The sequence below is a fragment of the Hoylesella timonensis 4401737 = DSM 22865 = JCM 15640 genome (assembly GCF_000455445.1).
GTDB lineage: Bacteria > Bacteroidota > Bacteroidia > Bacteroidales > Bacteroidaceae > Prevotella > Prevotella timonensis.
This window is the reverse complement of record NZ_HG417100.1, coordinates 1-18,058: the sequence shown is the minus strand read 5'-3', so window position 1 is coordinate 18,058 and position 18,058 is coordinate 1. Positions and strand designations below refer to the sequence as shown.

At 45.6% G+C, this 18,058-nt stretch carries 10 protein-coding genes and 1 pseudogene; 8 read left to right on the top strand and 3 right to left on the bottom strand.

Going from position 1 to position 18,058, the window contains the following annotated elements; all coding sequences use genetic code 11:
• The first annotated feature begins 77 nt into the window (after positions 1-77).
• Entirely contained in the window at positions 78-1,304 is a 1,227-nt protein-coding gene (locus BN35_RS10760) for a hypothetical protein (RefSeq protein ID WP_025072929.1), read from the top strand.
• Between the two features lie 139 nt (positions 1,305-1,443).
• Here BN35_RS10760 and BN35_RS14315 read toward each other — a convergent pair.
• A pseudogene (locus BN35_RS14315) lies at positions 1,444-2,257 on the bottom strand (DUF4372 domain-containing protein).
• Between the two features lie 624 nt (positions 2,258-2,881).
• Between BN35_RS14315 and BN35_RS10750 the strand changes: the two are divergent.
• The 6 genes from BN35_RS10750 to BN35_RS10725 all read left to right on the top strand — a co-directional run bounded on the left by BN35_RS10750 (position 2,882) and on the right by BN35_RS10725 (position 15,273).
• Positions 2,882-4,057 (top strand): FecR family protein, encoded by a 1,176-nt coding sequence (locus tag BN35_RS10750; protein ID WP_025072932.1) that lies wholly within the window; start codon positions 2,882-2,884, stop codon positions 4,055-4,057.
• A gap of 81 nt (positions 4,058-4,138) precedes the next feature.
• Positions 4,139-7,693, top strand: a complete 3,555-nt coding sequence (locus BN35_RS10745; protein ID WP_025072933.1) for a TonB-dependent receptor — start codon at positions 4,139-4,141, stop codon at positions 7,691-7,693.
• Positions 7,694-7,708: 15 nt separating this feature from the next.
• The gene (locus BN35_RS10740) at positions 7,709-9,490 is read left to right on the top strand and encodes a RagB/SusD family nutrient uptake outer membrane protein (RefSeq protein ID WP_028901072.1); all 1,782 of its coding nucleotides are present in this window, start codon (positions 7,709-7,711) and stop codon (positions 9,488-9,490) included.
• Between the two features lie 80 nt (positions 9,491-9,570).
• On the top strand, positions 9,571-10,470 hold the full coding sequence (locus BN35_RS10735) for an endonuclease/exonuclease/phosphatase family protein (RefSeq protein WP_036893428.1): 900 nt from the start codon (positions 9,571-9,573) through the stop codon (positions 10,468-10,470).
• A 9-nt stretch (positions 10,471-10,479) separates the two neighbouring features.
• Positions 10,480-12,639: an alpha-N-acetylglucosaminidase gene (locus BN35_RS10730; protein WP_025072935.1), complete on the top strand. Its 2,160-nt coding sequence runs from the start codon at positions 10,480-10,482 to the stop codon at positions 12,637-12,639.
• 78 nt (positions 12,640-12,717) lie between these two features.
• Entirely contained in the window at positions 12,718-15,273 is a 2,556-nt protein-coding gene (locus BN35_RS10725) for a glycoside hydrolase family 3 C-terminal domain-containing protein (RefSeq protein WP_025072936.1), read from the top strand.
• Positions 15,274-15,342: 69 nt separating this feature from the next.
• On the opposite strand, the gene BN35_RS10720 is transcribed toward BN35_RS10725, so the two are convergent.
• On the bottom strand, positions 15,343-16,020 hold the full coding sequence (locus tag BN35_RS10720; protein WP_234396778.1) for an RNA polymerase sigma factor: 678 nt from the start codon (positions 16,018-16,020) through the stop codon (positions 15,343-15,345).
• Positions 16,021-16,056: 36 nt separating this feature from the next.
• Positions 16,057-16,773 (bottom strand): Bax inhibitor-1/YccA family protein, encoded by a 717-nt coding sequence (locus BN35_RS10715; RefSeq protein ID WP_028901069.1) that lies wholly within the window; start codon positions 16,771-16,773, stop codon positions 16,057-16,059.
• Positions 16,774-17,025: 252 nt separating this feature from the next.
• Here BN35_RS10715 and BN35_RS10710 point away from each other — a divergent pair, with 252 nt between their 5' ends.
• On the top strand, positions 17,026-17,580 hold the full coding sequence (locus BN35_RS10710; RefSeq protein ID WP_028901068.1) for a sugar O-acetyltransferase: 555 nt from the start codon (positions 17,026-17,028) through the stop codon (positions 17,578-17,580).
• The last annotated feature ends 478 nt before the right edge of the window (positions 17,581-18,058 follow it).

The window sequence follows — 18,058 nt, the reverse complement described above, 5'->3', positions numbered from 1 at the left end:
GCAAAATCCTGAACAACTTTTTGTTGCTCAGGTACTTAAAAAGTTTAATTTATAATAGTGTTGCGGAATTAAGGAATATGAAAAAAACACTACTAATCACTTACATTTTTTGCATGATAGTTGCCACTGGGCATGCCTGCACGGCCGCGGTAATAACGGGCAAAGCCACCAAAGACGGTCGGCCTATGATATGGAAAGTGCGTGATACAGACGCTCTACAAAACTGCATGCGTTTTTTCAAAGGACAGAAATATGACTTTATTGGCGTTGTAGATTGCCAACCTCGATCAAAAGAAGAAGTGTGGTTGGGAACAAACACGGCTGGATTTTCCATTATAAACACACAATCATTCAACCTTGAGAAAACGGTTAACGGTATAGAGCCGGGTGGGAAAAATGGCGAGTTCATGTACAAAACGCTTAGCGTTTGCGCCACCGTACAAGACCTAAGGCACTATCTTGACACCACTAAGCTCGTAGGATTGTGCGCCAACTTTGGTGTAATCGATGCTGAGGGTGGAGCCGTGTGGGTGGAAGTGAGCACGCGAAGTTATCATTTTTTTGACGTAAACGACCCCAAAATAGCACCCAATGGATATGCCGTGAGAACAAATTTCAGTTTCACAGGAGAGCCCAACGAGGGGTTGGGATACGTGCGTTATAAAACTGCCGATGATGCTTTAAGCCAAGCCGCAAAAGCCAAAGCTATCACCCCCGACTGGATATTCGAACATTTAGACCGCTCTTTCCTTAACCCCAAACTTGGCATAGACCTACACGATGGCGCCCATAACATTCCCAACACATCCGGATGGTTTGTTGACCACGATTTCATCTCAAGAGTGGGAACAGCTTGCTCGGGTGTTATCGAAGGCGTAAAACCGCACGAAAACCCTGAGCTAACAACCATGTGGACCGTCATTGGCTATCCTCCTGTGAGCACAGCTTTTCCCTTTTGGGTTAAAAACGCGGATAAATTGCTACCAGCTTTATACACGATCGGGGCAGGCCAGAAAGTGACCGTTTTTGGAAAGAAAGTGGACACGCTAAAAGATCGGGTTTATTCCTATCACCAAGGAATTGGTTCTGACAGATATTTCAATTGGGAAGCGCTCTACAACAAACAGGGCGATGGAATTATGCAAAAATTGAAACCTGTTGAGAAAGAAATTTTCAACAAGACCAACACCGTGTCCATGAAATGGTATGAGAACGGTAAAGTTAACACAAAAGAGCTCGAATCATTATACCTTACGCTAACCAATTATGTCACATCAAGTTACGAGCATCTGTTCGATTTGTAACACACGACTGCTTGATGTATGACAAATAAGAAACGGATTGAAAATTTACAATTATTACTGTCCGCTAAACATAGAACTCCTCATTCCTACTCATTGAGACACAATAGTTCGGATGACAGCATGTTAGTGACAAGCCCCCTTATTCATTTTCTGTTACCTCTGGTAGCGATTCAACCGCTGCTTCAAGCATGAGTTTCATGTCGGCATCTGGCATGTTGAAGAAATTATTCATGTTGAGGTATTCCATAAGTACTATGCGCACCATAGTAGCCAGCCCTGAGAAACTCCATCGCCTCTGCAAGGAGCTTTGCAGCAGTGACAGTAATAGATTGGCAATGAGTGTGACCCAAATCTGTATCTTGATGGCGTTGGCACTCTCCCCATAGAAGTATCTCAGCGGGAAATTCTGTTTTATCCGCTTGAAAAGAGACTCTATCTGCCACCTCCTGCGGTAGATGGCTACGATCGTCTCCATGGACATGTCAAAGTCGTTGGTAAGCAAGGACACCAACTTTGGCATCTTTCCCTCTTGATATCGTGATGGAATCGATGATTCTCAGACGTTTTATCCATTCCTCCGTACCATTGCGTCGGCTGTCCGAAGAAAGTCTGTCCTTATTGGACTCGTAAAGGTCATGGTACACGTCCTCAAAGAACTTCTCCGAGCGTCTGGCATTCGCGTCTGACAGGGTACTGCGCTTAGGAACCCTGTCAATGCCTATGTGGTGAAGCTTGCGCACCTCAGCCGTCATTGCCGCCTCTATCTCGCGCAGGGAGTCGAAGCGCATGATGACTGCATACAGCATCGTAAGAAGATGGGTGAAGCCGTCAAAGGTTTTCACATACCGATCATCGCCATTTCGGCGGCTTATTTCAACTATTTTGTCATGGTCGAGAGATTTTATTAGCTGACCATATTCCGGCTGTCCGAAGAAATGTGTACTTTTGCCCATGTTATCTGAGTTGGGAAACAAAAGCAAAGATAACAAAAAGGGCTGATACCTCGTGAGAAGTGTCAGCCCTAAATTTGTATCTTACCCAAAAGTTTAGCGGACAGTAATAATTTTGAATATTTGAAGTAGCCTTTCCTCCTTCCCCAAATTCGCAAAATATGGGTTCATCTTATAAATAACTGGAAGCGAGTGTGTTATATCGGTATAACCGAAGTCTGGTTGTTTCCTGCTCCTGTTTTCGCATTGAAAAACAGCTGAAAGATGTGCTGAAGCAATGCTTTAGTGCCTCAATAGCAGCTTGGAAGGGCGACAATATACATGCTGTTGTTGCCTTGACACAATGCTTTACTGCTATAAATGTATTTTCCTTGGCAAAAAATCCATATTTCTTTGTCATTTACAGGTTTTCCTTTTCTATTTTACAGCTTTTCATCTACGGTATTTTTGTCATTCGCATTTACATAAAGGAATGGTGGACGTGCGGTGTGGCAATGTTTTACTGCCGATAAAAAGTCACTAACGTCGGAGTATTCTGTTAAAAGATGTTATTTCCGCAAAAAAGTCGTGCTTGAATGTCTACAAATTCTTACTTACGTTGTCTTACAGTTAAATTTTTGAGTAACCATGGATACTGAAGAACAAATGCCTAAGTCTTACGAAGACTTCTTGCTGGCAGAGGATGGCAGCTTTGTCATTTGGCGCCTCACGGGCGATTCTGAATTAGGCGCCCATTGGGAGAAGTACTGGCAAAGTCATCCCGAGTTGGAGCAAGAGATACAGAAAGCCATACGTGTTGCCGACAGCATACGCCTCAACGATTTTGCGTACGGTGAAAGTGAAACCTTGCTGCAAAACATTCAATGTAGCATTGCCCAACAGCATAAGCGGCAGCAATGGTACCGTTGGGTGGCTGTCGCAGCCATGCTGGTGCTTTTGGCTCTTCCGTTAGGCTATCTGGCTCTTGGGCGATGGGGTGCGGGACAGACTTACCAAGAAAGCCTTGTTGCCAAAGTTCAGGGCACAGATGTCGTGCTGACGGTTGGGGGCAAAAGTGTGTCAGTGTCCTCTACGGAACCCATAGTCGTTAGCAAGGGGCGCGTGTATGGAAGGGACAGGATGCTCCCTTTGCTGAGCGGTGATAGGTGCTATATATCCGTTCCTTATGGGAAGCATGTTGCGATGTTGTTGGATGATGGTTCACAATTGTGGGTAAACGCCAATACACAGGTGGAAATGCCCACTCGCTTTGGTAAGACGGCGCGGAATATAAGGGTGAATGGAGAAGTTTATGTCGATGTGGTACATCAGCCATCTCGGCCTTTTACAGTTTATACAAAGGACATGAGCGTAGTGGTGCATGGTACGAGTTTCGGTGTTTCGGCCTATCATGATGGCAGTGTGCCATCGGTGGTGCTTGTTAAAGGAAAGGTTACGGTACAATCGACTACTGGGCAAGCGGTTGTCATGTCGCCAAATGAGCAGGTCCAGCTCGTTGGCAATCGCATGGAGAAGCGTGATGTTGACGTACGCTCCTATGTAAGCTGGAAGGATAACTACTTGTTGTTTGACAACACCCCCATTGCGGAGGCCTTCCAGCAGGTGGGTAAGTATTATGGCATTGCGCTTACAGCCGTTGATAGCCATACCATGCGGCAGAATATTTCAGGTAAGCTGTACCTGTCTGACCGTGTCGAAAGCGTGCTTGATGCCATTGCCTTGCTCACCCATGCTACATATACCACACGCGGCAGCAAGGTAGAGTTCTCGAAACGTGCAGAAAGAGAGTCGTCCACGCAATGAGGTGAATAGCTTTTAATGCCAAGAAAATCTAATAATATCACTAACCTAAATTTATAAACTAACATGAATCTATTTAAAACTATGTCTCACAATTTGTCGCCTCAGCCTTACCGGCTGTCAGCAAAGGTCATGGCTCTTGCAGCCATCCTGTCGCTCTCTGGCGTGCAGGCCGTTCCTGCGGAAGTCATGAATGACCAAAGTTTAAGAGTTACGCTCAATGTGGCAAACATGACTGTTGCTGACGCCATCAGTAAGATTGAGCGTTCTGGCGGTTATGTTTTTGTGTACAACGACGATGTCAGGGGCGAGCTGCGCAACAAGGTAACGCTTCGCAGCCACAACCGGCAGATAGACGATGTGTTGCAGCAGCTTTTTGCCAGCACCAACATTGCTTATCGGCGTACGGGAAGGCAGGTTACGCTCTATAAGGATGGGCAGCGAAAGGTGTCAAAAGAAAGTCCAGCCGGTCGCCATGACCGCGAAAAACAGGCCGTGGGGTATGTGGTGACAGGCAAAGTGGTTGACAATGCTGGCGACCCTGTTGTAGGAGCCACTGTCAGAGTAAAAGGTCACAACATAGCCACGGTGAGCAATGTAGATGGCTTCTTTACGATAGACATGCAGGATGGGACGGCGCTGGATGTGTCGTATGTGGGCTATCATTCTCAGACAATCAACAAGCCCAAGACCAAAATCACTGTCGTGTTGGCAGAAGATAATGCGGACATTGCCGAAGTGGTGGTAGTAGGCTACGGCGTGAAGAAAAAAGCCAACCTCATAGGTGCCGTGAGTACAGTGACAGCAGATGAGTTGAAAGACCGTCCTGTAAGCAGTGTCGGGCAAATGCTTCAGGGGCAGGTACCCAATCTTACCATTACCTTTGCCTCGGGTACACCAGGAGAAACAACACGTATGAACATACGTGGAGCCACCTCTATTGTCAACAGTGGCGCACCGCTGGTGCTTATTGATGGTGTGGAAGGTAATATCGACCGTGTCAATCCCAACGATATAGAGTCTATATCAGTACTAAAGGATGCCGCATCGGACGCCATTTATGGCGCCAGAGCAGGGTTCGGGGTGATTTTGGTAACAACAAAGTCAAACAAGGACGGGCAGGTCCATATTACCTATAATGGGCGTTACAGCTGGTCGGCACCAACTACAAAGACATCCTTCATGACCTGCGGTTATGACGCTGCACGGCTGGTAGATCAGTTCAACATGGCCACCAATAACAATGGTTATACTAATTTTACGCAAGAAGACTATGCTGAATTGAAGGCTCGGCGTGATGATGCTACAGAAGTTCAGCAACGCCCTTGGGTTGTTACAGGAAAAGACGGTCGTTATCACTACTATGGCAACTTTGATTGGTATAATTATCTATTCGACTACAGCCAGCCTACATGGAACAACAACTTGAGTATCAGTGGAGGTAATAAGAAGTTCAACTACATGGTAAGTGGCAGTGCCAACGACCGTAAAGGTATTTATGCCATCAATACCGATAAATACCATACACGCACATTGATGGCTAAGTTTAATACAACTGCTACTTCATGGCTTGACATTTCGTTTAGTGCCTTACTATTCAAATCGAAATACAAGCAACCTGGTTATGACTATGAGGATGGTGGCAACATTGGCAACCTCACCTTTCATGCTATGCCTTGGATAAGTCCTGCGAATCCAGACGGTACGAATGTATACACACTGCCAAACTCGGGCAATCGACCCGCAGACGGATTTGCTGCCATGCTTAGAACGGGTAATGGATTTACGAACGTAGGGAAGACCCAGCATACATACTCTATGGGAGCTACTGTGCATGTGCTGCCAGGACTCGACGTTACGGGTAAGTATACCTATCGCACTTATATTAAGGATAAGCAATTCAGACAGGCTAACTTTGAATATTCCGAACGACCAGGTGTGGTGCTTACTGCCAACTCGGGATTTTTCGCCAGCCGGTTGAAGGAAATACGAACAACCGAGGATGTTTCCGTTTATGATTTGTTTGCCTCCTATCATAAGACTTTCCAGCGTGCACATAACCTGAACACAGTGGTTGGTATGAACTATGAAACCGAATTTTACAAAAATGTTGAGGCTTCATCATACGGCATCCAGTCGGACGTATTGAACGATCTGGCACTCGGATCGGGTAACAAAGGTGCTAAGGGCGGAAGGCATGAGTATGCGCTGTTGGGCTATTTTGGCAGGGTAAGCTATGACTATCTGGGCAAGTACCTGGCCGAAGTCAACATGCGCTACGATGGTACATCTCGTTTCTTATCTGGCAGCCGTTGGGGATTCTTCCCCTCTGTGTCTGTTGGTTGGCGCATGAGCGATGAGCGTTTCTTCAGTCCTTTGCGCAGCGTGGTAAGCAACCTGAAGATACGAGGTTCTGTTGGATCGCTGGGCAACCAAGTTACTGACGGATATGCCAATCCTTATTATCCGTTTATTCGTCGTGCTTCTGTAGTGGGTACGGAAAACATCCATTATATCTTTGACAACAAGCGCGATGCCTATACCAGACTTGATGCTCCCGTTTCGGGTAGCCTGACTTGGGAAACTATCGTAACTAAGAATGTCGGGATAGACGTAGGCTTCTTTAATAACAGGCTCACAGGTGTACTTGATATTTACCAGCGTGAGACCAAAGAGATGTTAGCCGCTTCGCTAACCTTGCCTGCTGTGTATGGATATAATGCTCCTTTGGAGAATAATGGGCAGCTCAGAACTCGTGGATATGAGTTGACGATTAACTGGAGCGATATGTTCAATCTTGCGGGGCATCCTTTTGCTTACAGTATATCTGCCTCTTTGGCTGACAGCAAGGCCAAGTTGGTGAAGTTTGCTGGTAACGAGACTAAAACGCTGGGCAAGAACTACGAAGGCATGGAGTGGGGAGAAATTTGGGGCTATCATGTAGAAGGTATATACAAGACAGATGATGAGGTTGCCAAAAGACATGTAGACCAAACCTTCTTGGGAGGAAATCGTTTCACCTCCAATGCTGGTGATTTGATATTCTCTGACATTGATGGTTCTAAGAAGATTGACAATGGAAAGGGAACGCTTGATGATCATGGTGATTTGCTGAAATTAGGAAACAGGATGCCAAGATACCTCTATAGCTTTACGGCAAATCTGTCATGGCTGGGTTTTGATGTGTCCATGTTTTGGCAAGGGCTTGGCAAGCAAAATCTGTATCCTGGTGATAATAACATGTTGTTCTGGGGACTTTACTCACGGGCTTACAGCTCTTTCATCCCATCTGATTTTGCAGAAAAGGTGTGGACTCCTACAAATACAGATGCCTACTTCCCAAGGGCAGGGGCAGACCAGGCTCGTTGGTTTGCCATGAAGCGAGTAAACGATAGGTATCTGCAAGACTTGGCCTATTGCCGTCTGAAAAACCTTACGATAGGATATACCATTCCAACTTCTTTGACCCAGAAGCTGAGCTTGAGCAAGGTGAGAGTTTACTTCAGTGGCGAAAATCTGTTTACAACAACCAAGCTGAAGAATGACTACCTCGACCCAGAGCAGATGACAAGTGACGCCAATGGACGTGTGTACCCATTTTCAAAAACTTATTCTTTTGGTCTTGACATTTCATTCTAATAATACTGATAATCTATGAAAACAATACATTATATAACTGTTGCGCTGGCATTGGCCTCTCTATGTAGTTGCTCGTTGGACAGAGAGCCAATGGATGCGCTTGGCGCAGAGAACTATTTCAACAATCGTTCCGAGTTGGCAACTTTCACAAATGGCTTTTATGCCGATTTTCCCAATGCTGAGGCTTTGTATGGCGAAACAGCCGACCTCATCATACCCACCAGCCTAACCAATGAAGTAATGGGAACGCGTGCCGTACCCAGCTCTGGAGGTGGTTGGTCGTGGGGCAGCTTGGTCAATATTAATACTTTCATGGACCGTGCGGAAAGATGTCCTGATGCTGCGGCTCGCAAAGAATATGAGGGAGTTGCTCGCTTCTTTCGTGCATACTTCTACTTTAATAAGTTAAAGCGGTTTGGAGCTGTCCCTTGGTTTGAGACACAGTTAGGGTCTACCGATAACAGACTGTACGCACCACGCACGAGTCGCGACGAGCTTCTCGGAAATATCCTCAAGGATATAGACAGTGCCATAGAAAGTCTGCCAAGTACTGTGAATGTTTACAGAGTTACCAAGTGGACTGCATTGGCTTTGAAGTCCCGGATCTTCTTATTTGAGGGGACGTTCCGTAAATATCATGGCATAGCTGGTTACGAAACCTGGCTTAAGGAGGCTGCCAGTGCAGCTGAAGCTTTCGTATCTGATAGTCCTTATACATTACACACAGAATCTGCAGAACCTTATCGCCAGCTTTTCATTGCTGATAATGCATTGAAAGACGAAGTGATATTGGCGCGAAACTATAACCTGAAGCTCAATATTGTGCACAGCGTAAACCAGTATTTTCTTACAGGTGGAGCCAAGCCAGGAATGAACAAGAAGATAGTGGATAGCTATTTGATGATGGATGGTACTCGTTTCACGGATAAAAAGGATTACCGTGAGCTAGATTACTACGATGAGATGCAAGGACGCGATCCAAGATTGTCGCAAACAATTGTCGCACCAGGACACAAACGTATAGGGTCAAATACAGTGGTCTCTCCAAACTTCGCTTCTGCTACTACTGGGTATCAAATATCGAAGTGGGTGAGCGATGGAGGACAAGACAGTTATAACAAGGCTCATACTGACATCATACTATTCCGTGCAGCAGAGGTGTACCTCAATCTGGCGGAGGCAAAGGCGGAGCTTGGAACGCTGACACAAGCCGATTTGGATCGCACGATATCTAAGTTGCGGGCAAGGGTAGGAATGCCGCCACTCATAATGGCAGCAGCCAATGCCAATCCAGACCCCTACTTGATGAGTGCCGAGACTGGGTATCCACAGGTTGATGGACCCAACAAAGGCGTGATATTAGAGATAAGGCGCGAACGGACCATAGAACTCTTTTGCGAGGGTTTTCGCTATGATGATCTGATGCGTTGGAAAGAGGGAAAGGCTTTTGAAAAGCAGTTCAGAGGAATGTATGTTCCTGCACTGGACCCGGAAAAGAAGTTTGTCGTGCTGGATCTCAACGGAAACGGGAAAAGCGATGCACTGGATGTTTGTGTGTACGAAGGTGAGCAGGCACCGACAGAAAGTGTGTATCCAGAACTTTCCGGTATCTCTACGTTCCTTAAGCTGGGTGACAATATAGAGTTGGAGCATGGAGCTAAAGGTGGAAACATCATTGTGCATGACATTGGGAAGAAACCGAGGAAATGGAACGAAGGGCGTGACTATCTCTATCCCATTCCGCAAGACCAGGTGACGCTCTACGGTGGAAAACTTACGCAGAATCCGAATTGGTAACCGCTTGCGTGGAATCCGTAACATATATTCACCGCATGTCTATGTTAGAGATGCGGTGAATGTTAAATATTTTTTTTAACATGAATTATAAAACAATATTACACACTATGATTTTCAACTTGCTCTTGGCTTTGACTCTTTCGGCATGTGGCGGTGCAGATAACAATCATGCAAATGTTGTGATCGATGACGGCTCGGAAATAACAACAAACGATTATAAATATGTAAAATCGTCAGGCGACATACGAATCATGACCTATAACTCATTCTACTGCAAAGGTAATAACAGAACCCCCACCTTTTCGGATGAGAACACGCACCGTTTTGCTTCTGTAATAGGAGCTTTGGCTCCCGATGTGGTGGCTATTCAAGAACTTGATAGTAGTTGCGTACATCGCAACAAACGTTATCTCTTGGAAGAGATAAGCAAGTACACGGGTATCGATTATGAGCTGTTTTTTGGGTCGGCAGCCAACTTTGATGGAGGACGTATAGGATGTGGCTTATTGGTAAAGCGCAGCATGAAAGTTGACGATGTGCAGTTTACACCTCTTCCTGGGGATGAGCCTCGTATGCTTATTGAGGCGAAGTTTCCCAAATTTACGGTGTTTGCCACACATATGGATCTGAATCCCATGAACCGAAAGGCAAGTGCAGAACTTATTAACCGCAAAGCCAGGGAATCTGGCGTGCCACTCTTTTTGATAGGCGACCTTAATGATTCTCCAACATGGAAGCCCGAACAGTCTGCATTCCCAGAGCTGATGCAGAAGTTCAAGATAGTAAGCGATGTGTCGGGTAGTCTGCCAGAACAGCCTGGTGTGACGATAGACTATGTACTTCTTGGACAGCAACATGCGGCAAAAATTACGGTAACAGGTACTCACGTGGTAAGGCGGCTGTCCGTAAAAGGTGAGCAGCTCGACCTTTCTACTGCATCCGACCACTATCCTGTATTTGCTGATATACGCCTTAAATAAGCAATCGTTATGTTACAAATATTTCTTAGGTTTTTAGGATTTTTGTCGGTCTTGGGGTATGCGTCGTCTTGTCTCGCTCTTGACTTCAGCGGTGTGCATGAGATGGTGCGTCGCCAGATACCCTCTCTCTCTAACCATATCATTTTTAAGTTGTTGCCGTCAGAATCCAAGGAAACCTTCGAATTATCTACGAAAGAAGACAATGTCGTTGTGAGAGCTAATTCGCTGTCTGCGGCATCGGTAGCCGTCAACTATTACCTTAACCAGGTGTGTCACCAAAGCATCTCGCATTGTGGCGACAATCGGCAGCCCATTGAGCGTGTTGTGCCTATCGCCAAGCCCATCCGCATATCAACGCCTTTTCACTATCGCTACTCGCTCAACTATTGCACCTATAACTACAGCTATGCTTTTTATAGGTGGAAAGATTTTGAGCGCGAGCTCGACTGGATGGCTCTTCACGGTGTCAATCTAATGCTTGCTCCTTTGGGCATGGAGAAGGTTTGGCAGGAAACGTTGCGAGCCTTTGACTTTGGTGACAATGATATCGCACGTTTTATTCCAGGACCAGGTTATACGGCTTGGTGGCTAATGGGCAATCTTGAGGGATGGGGCGGTCCGATGAGTCAGCAGATGATTGACGACAGATATAAGTTACAAGTCAAAATTCTACGACGAATGCGTCAGTTGGGCATTGAGCCTGTCGTGCAGGGATTTCCTGGTATTGTTCCTTCTTTTTTGCACGACAAGTATCCCAAGGCTTGTGTCGTGAGTCAAGGAAAATGGAACGGATTTCAGCGTCCAAGTATTCTGTTGCCACAGAGTCAACTCTTCAACCGTATGGCCAAGGTTTATTATGATAATATGAAAAAGTACTACGGTACTGACTTGCGTTACTTTGGGGGAGATCTTTTTCATGAAGGTGGGAACGCTAAAGGGGTAGACCTTTCTTCCATGGCATCGAAAGTACAAAAGTGCATGTTGTCGCATTTTCCAGACGCCAAATGGGTATTGCAAGGTTGGAATGACAATCCAGCCCCAGCCTTATTGGCAGGATTAGACAAAAAGCATGTGTTGTTAATCAATCTGGCGGGCGAGATAGACGCATCATGGAAGCAGTCAGATGAATTCGGGCAAACACCATGGATATGGGGAAGTGTCAACCATTTCGGAGGGAAAACCGACATGGGCGGACAACTGCCTGTATTGGTAGAACAACCGCATCGTGCATTAGCAGCCTCGCAGCATGGTAGGCTTAAAGGCTTGGGCATCCTGCCCGAAGGCATACACACGAATCCTGTTGTGTACGACTTGGCTCTGCAAACAGCATGGAGCGATACTGTTCCTTCTGTTGACCATCTGCTGCGCCAATATATATGGTATCGTTATGGAACATGGAACGATGATTTGTACCGAGCATGGCAGTTGTTGGCGAATTCGGTGTACGGTGAGTTCGAGGTAAAGGGGGAAGGCACATACGAGTCTGTGTTTTGTGCACGTCCATCGTTGCATGTAACCAGTGTCTCCACATGGGGACCAAAGAAGATGCAGTATCAGCCAGAGAAACTCCTTCAGGCTCTTGTCTTGTTCAGGAAAGCGGCAGTACATTTCAAAGGCTCAGAAACATACGAATATGACTTGGTAGATTTGGCAAGGCAGGTAATGGCAAACAATGCACGCAATGTGTATAACCAAGTTGTGTATGCCTACAATGAAAAGGATTCCTTGGCTCTTAACAGGTATAGCTCGACATTTTTACACCTCATTGACCTGCAGGATAGTTTGCTGTCCACCAATAAGTTCTTCTTGTTAGGCAAATGGTTACAGGCAGCCAGACAGTATGGGGAGAATGAGCAGGATCAAAAGCAGGCTTTGGTGAATGCTCGTACCCTTATTTCTTACTGGGGACCCGATGATGCGACAACGAGGCTTCACGATTATGCCAACAAGGAGTGGGCAGGACTGTTGAAGCAGTATTATGCACCTCGTTGGCGTGCCTTTTTTGCCATGTTGGCAGGGCAGCTTAGAGGAGAGGAACCTCAGACACCAGACTTTTTCTCCATGGAACGAACATGGGCAATGAGTGGTGGCGATGAAGTGATGCAACCCAAAGGTGATTACCTACTGATGGTGGATAGTGTCATAGCAGCTGTGACAGTGAACCAATGATGCAATGGCAGTGAGAAACGCAGTTTGCCAAAAAACATATTGACAGATGACAATCATTCTATAATAAACAAAGAAAAAATGAATTATTTACGCAAGACTTTATATATTGTTGTTGTAGCTCTAATTTCTCCATTGTGTATGTCTGCACAAACACTACCGTTTCAACAGAAAACACTCTCTCCACGTGAGCGAGTGAATGACTTGGTAGGGCGAATGACATTGAACGAAAAAATATATATGTTGCAGAGCGACTTCTTTTATCGAGGATGCGAACGTTTGGGAATTCCATGTCTGGAAACAGCTGATGGTCCTTTGGGAATTGCCTCATGGGGACTCAAAGGCCGAGCTACGGCATTCCCCAGTCAGCTTTCCTTGGCAGCTTCGTGGAACAGGGAGCTTGCTTATCGCATTGGTGCCATTTATGCAAAAGAATGGAAAGCACGTGGCATTCAAGTCTTTTATGGACCTGGGGTAAATATCTACCGTTCATCCAAAGATTCTCGAAACTTTGAGTACATGGGTGAAGACCCTTATCTTGCTTCAGAAATGGCAGTTCCTTTCATACAGGGGATTCAGCAAAATGGAATATTGGCAACAGTAAAGCATTTTGTGGCGAACGACCAAGAGTTCGATAGGTATCACGTCAGTAGTGAAGTCTCCGAAAGGGCTTTGCAAGAAATCTACTTTCCTCCGTTCAAGGCTGCTATACAGCGTGCTGGAGTAGGAGCAGTCATGATGGGGTATAATTTGGTCAATGGAGTATATTGCGCCCAAAACAAATATCTCATGTCAGACGTATTGCGACGTAAATGGGGATTTCAGGGAACTATAATGTCGGATTGGGGTGCCACTCACAGCACATTGGAATCTGTTCGGGCAGGATTGGACATGGAACTGGGAACGTTCGATTACCTCAACCAACGGCAACTGCTTCCGTTAATAAAGTCTGGTGCGATAAAGACAAGCGAAATAGATTCTATGGTTACCCACATCCTACTGCCTTGCTTCAGATTGGGTTTGTTTGACAAGCCAGTGAGTAGAGATGTTTCCGTGCCTACCTATAATGAGGAAGCTAACCAAGCTGCTTACGAAGAGGCATGTGAGGGAATTATCTTGCTCAAGAACAACGAAGGAATCTTGCCACTCAAGTCACCAAGTTCTATTGCTGTGATTGGACCTAATGCCAACCCTAATGTCGTGTCAGACAATTGTTACGATGTGAAAAGTTGCTCATATGGTGGTGGTGGGAGTTCAAAGGTTAACCCTTGGTATGTGGTGACTGATTTGGAAGGTATCAAAAAAGCTTTTCCACAAGCACAGGTGTCATATCATGAAGGAGTATCCAACGCATACAAACGTAGATTGTTTAGCAACAGCGTGTTTACAACATCTCAAGGAAAGCGTGGCTTGCAGGCGTGCTATGTGCCGTTGGTTGATACAGGTAAAGTATCGACTGGTACCCATTCTATAAACCAAATAGACAAACAGATTGATTTCAGGTGGGAGGAAGGTGCCTCAGCGGTAAGGTCTTTAGGTGCTGCCTATCAGGTAGAGTGGAAAGGAGTCATCGCATCAGAACGCAACGATTCTATTCTTATTTTTGTTGATGCACAAGGAGGTTATAGGTTGGATGTTGATGGCAGCACTGTCATAGACAAGAGGCATAGTCAGACGTTTGCCAACCAATGGATAAAGATTCCTTCGCGAAAAGGACGAAAGCATACAGTGTGCCTCACTTATTGGAATCGCAACTGTCACCCAGCCGAGATAAGGATGGGTTGGGATTATGCGCATGCAGTTGACTATTCTGAAGCCTTGGACTTGGCACGGAAGGCAGATTGTGTGGTCTTCTGTGGAGGACTGGATGCCAGCTTGGAGTTTGAAGGGACTGATCGGTCTTTTGAATTGCCTTATGGACAGGATGCGCTTATTCAGGCTCTTGTCAAAGTCAACCCTCGTACCATTGTGGCAATGCATGGTGGAGGTGCCATGGATATGTCTGCATGGATAGACAAGGCGCCTGCACTTTTGCACATGCTATATCCTGGACAAGAGGGAGGTACAGCTTTGGGACAGATTCTTAGCGGTAAGGTGAACCCCTCTGCCAAGTTGCCGTTTACCATGGAGCGTAGATGGGAGGATTCTCCTGCCTATGGCAATTACGATGAAACGCGAATGTTGCGTAAGGTGTTTTATCGAGAAGGTATTTATGTAGGATACCGGGGGTATGAGCGCAAGGGCATCAAACCTTTGTTTGCCTTTGGACACGGATTGTCTTACACGACTTTTGCTTACGACAATCTGTGCTTAGTTGTTACAGACAAGAAAAAAGGAATGGTAAAGGTTGCTTTTGATATTACCAATACGGGGAGAAAAGACGGAGCTGAAGTGGTACAATTGTATGTGCACGACCCCGTTGCTATGGTCGACAGACCTTACAAGGAGCTAAAGAATTTTGCCAAGGTCTTCCTGAAGGCTGGTGAGACCAGGCATGTGGAAATGCTTTTGCGAGATGACGCATTTAAGTATTACCATCCCAAGCGTCATGCATGGGTGTTGGAACACGGAAAATTTGATATTTTAGTTGGGGCTTCCTCGGCAGATGTGAGGCTTAGGGGGGCAATCAAGCTTTAGACAATTTTATGGCAGCCTGATGGCAGGAGTGCCTGTAGGTATCTTTAAGGGGATTGTTGTAGGGCTTGCTCACGATGTGGCAAGCCAATAGGTAATTAGGGCGGACAGCAGCGGATTGTGCAGCTGTTTGCCCTTTTCGCGTAATGTAGTCATGGCTCTGTACACAATCTTGCGTACGGAGTCGGGATGCATGTTCATCAGTATAGCAATATCATGATAGTCCATGCCGTGCATGTAGCGCAGGTAAATGGCTTCGCGCTGTCGGTCGGTAAGTACTTCTAATAGCTTGGCCACAGTCTCTGCCACGTCTTGACGTTGTTCCTCGCTTATCAATGTGTCTGTAACGTTTACCTCTGTGGAAAAGTGTATTTGTACAGTCTCCACATCGCTTATGTGTGCCTTCTGCTTATAGGCATTCAGTAAAGTGTTCCTAAACGACTTGAATAAGTAAGCTGTAATGTCGGTAACGTCTTTTAGCCGTTTGCGGTGTGAGTAAAGAGTACAAAATACATCGTGAACGCCATCCTCACAAATAACAGTTTCAAAACCAAGACCTCGCCCATATGCCATTAGTTCATTCACAAAAAGGCGGTACAGCGAGGAGAATGACTCTGCACGATTCTCTTCGCTGTCACTATTCACAAACAGGTGCCAATAGTGTTCACGCTGCAAGTTTTTACCGTCTTTGTGCATGATAAGATGTACCTGTCTTTGGTAAGAGTTCGGCTGGTTGTAGCGGGTATGCATTGAGGGGCATTTCCCTCTGCCGGCATTTCTTATGCCTTACTCCCGACTGCCAAATATTCGCAACAAATGCAAGAACAGGTTGATAAAATCAAGGTACAGTGACAATGCACCCATGAGCGCAATCTTCTGTGCGCCTTCGCCCATGTCTGTTTGTAAGGCAAGCATTTGCTTAATCTTCTGAGTGTCATAGGCGGTCAGTCCTACGAATATCAAAACACCGATGTAACTTACAATCAAGTCAAAGCCACTACTCTTCACGAAGAAGATATTTACCACGCTGGCAATGATAAGCCCAATCAATGCCATGAGCAACAACTTTCCTAATGAGGTAAGGTCACGCTTGGTAAAATATCCATAGGCTGCCATGACTCCAAAGGTGCCTGCCGTGATGAAGAATACGCTGGCTATCGATGTAAGGGTGTACGCCATAAAGATGAGTGACAAGGTGGCACCATTGAGTACCGAATAAAGCACAAACAACAGGGTGGCTGTCGTCAGTGAGAGTCGGTTGATGGCTGCGGATACCGTTAACACTAATGCCAATTCGGCAATAATCAGTCCCCACAAAATGGCAGGCTTCTGTACCAGCCACATCATAATATTGGGCGATGATGCCACTCCGTATGCCGTTATGCCAGTGATGACCAAAGCCAATGTCATCCATACATATACTTTGCGCATCAAGGCAGGGAAAGCCAATGACAACGAACCTTCCTTTTCTCTAATTAGTTTTTCTAACTCTTTTACTTCCATAAATAATTTACTTCTTGAATTTTTTGCTAAGATAAATGATTTATGACAAACATGCAAACGCCATGCCATTTTTCCATGAAAAACTACAATAATTAACAATCTTAGCCCTCGTTGTCCACAATTATTCTTATATTTGTAGGCATAGAGATACCTTACAAAAATGATGAGGTCTATGCAACGGACACGATGAGCAATGTTAGTTATCCGTGGACTGTTGCTTGCATTTAGACAAACCGCTCAATTCTTGATGAGATGAAGACAGAATTCGAAAAGATGCGCACAGAGGAGTTATATTCCTTTACTGACCCAGAAATTGCTGCCAGTCTTGCGCATGCCAAAGAACTGTGTCGCCAATTGCAAACCATGACAATGGACGATGACCGTTATCGTGAAATCATAGAGGAACTTGTTCCTGGCATTCCTTCATCTTCAGCCATCTGTCCTCCCTTTCATTGCGACCATGGGCATGGTATTGTGATGGGTGAGCATACGTTTCTCAATTATAACTGTACTATCTTGGACGGTGCTTATGTGCGCATTGGGCATCATGTCCTTATAGGTCCCAACTGTCAGCTGTACACTCCGCAACATCCGATGAACTACTTGGAGCGTCGCTTGCCGCAAGAGGTTTCTCACCCCATCAGTATTGGCGATGATACATGGTTGGGTGGGGGCGTCATTGTGTGTCCAGGTGTCCATATTGGTAGGCGATGTATCATCGGAGCGGGTTCTGTGGTAGTGCATGATATACCCGATGACTGTTTGGCAGTGGGCAATCCTGCAGTTATAAAAAAGCGTCTGCGATAAAACTTCTCCGCTCGGATCTTTTACGATTTACACTTGCGTCTTTTTTTTATTCCTCAAGAGAGAATCTACCCAAAAAGTTTACACGGAAAGCTTGAAAAAAGCGTTCAGGTATTCTATTGAAAAATGATACTCCGAGCGATGAGGAATTAGGTATGTTTGTCCTCTTTTTTTACCATAAAAAAGGGGTCATCATGGGGTTGTTTTTTCGTTGGAAATGAATCGTTCGTTGAACAACCGTGAGAGAACCGTTGAAGAACCGTTCAATTTTACCCCTCTTAACTCGTTGATAATCAGACCCCGTTCCTTATATATCAATAATATCAATAATATCAATAATATCAATAATCCGACGACGAAACGCGCGTGAGATCGCCGACGTCGACGTTTTGTAAAGTTTTTTCAGAAAGGATATAAATCGTCTACTCAAATCTCGAGTCGGCAGGTGACGTTACACAAGTCGATAGTTGTCGTTGCACGA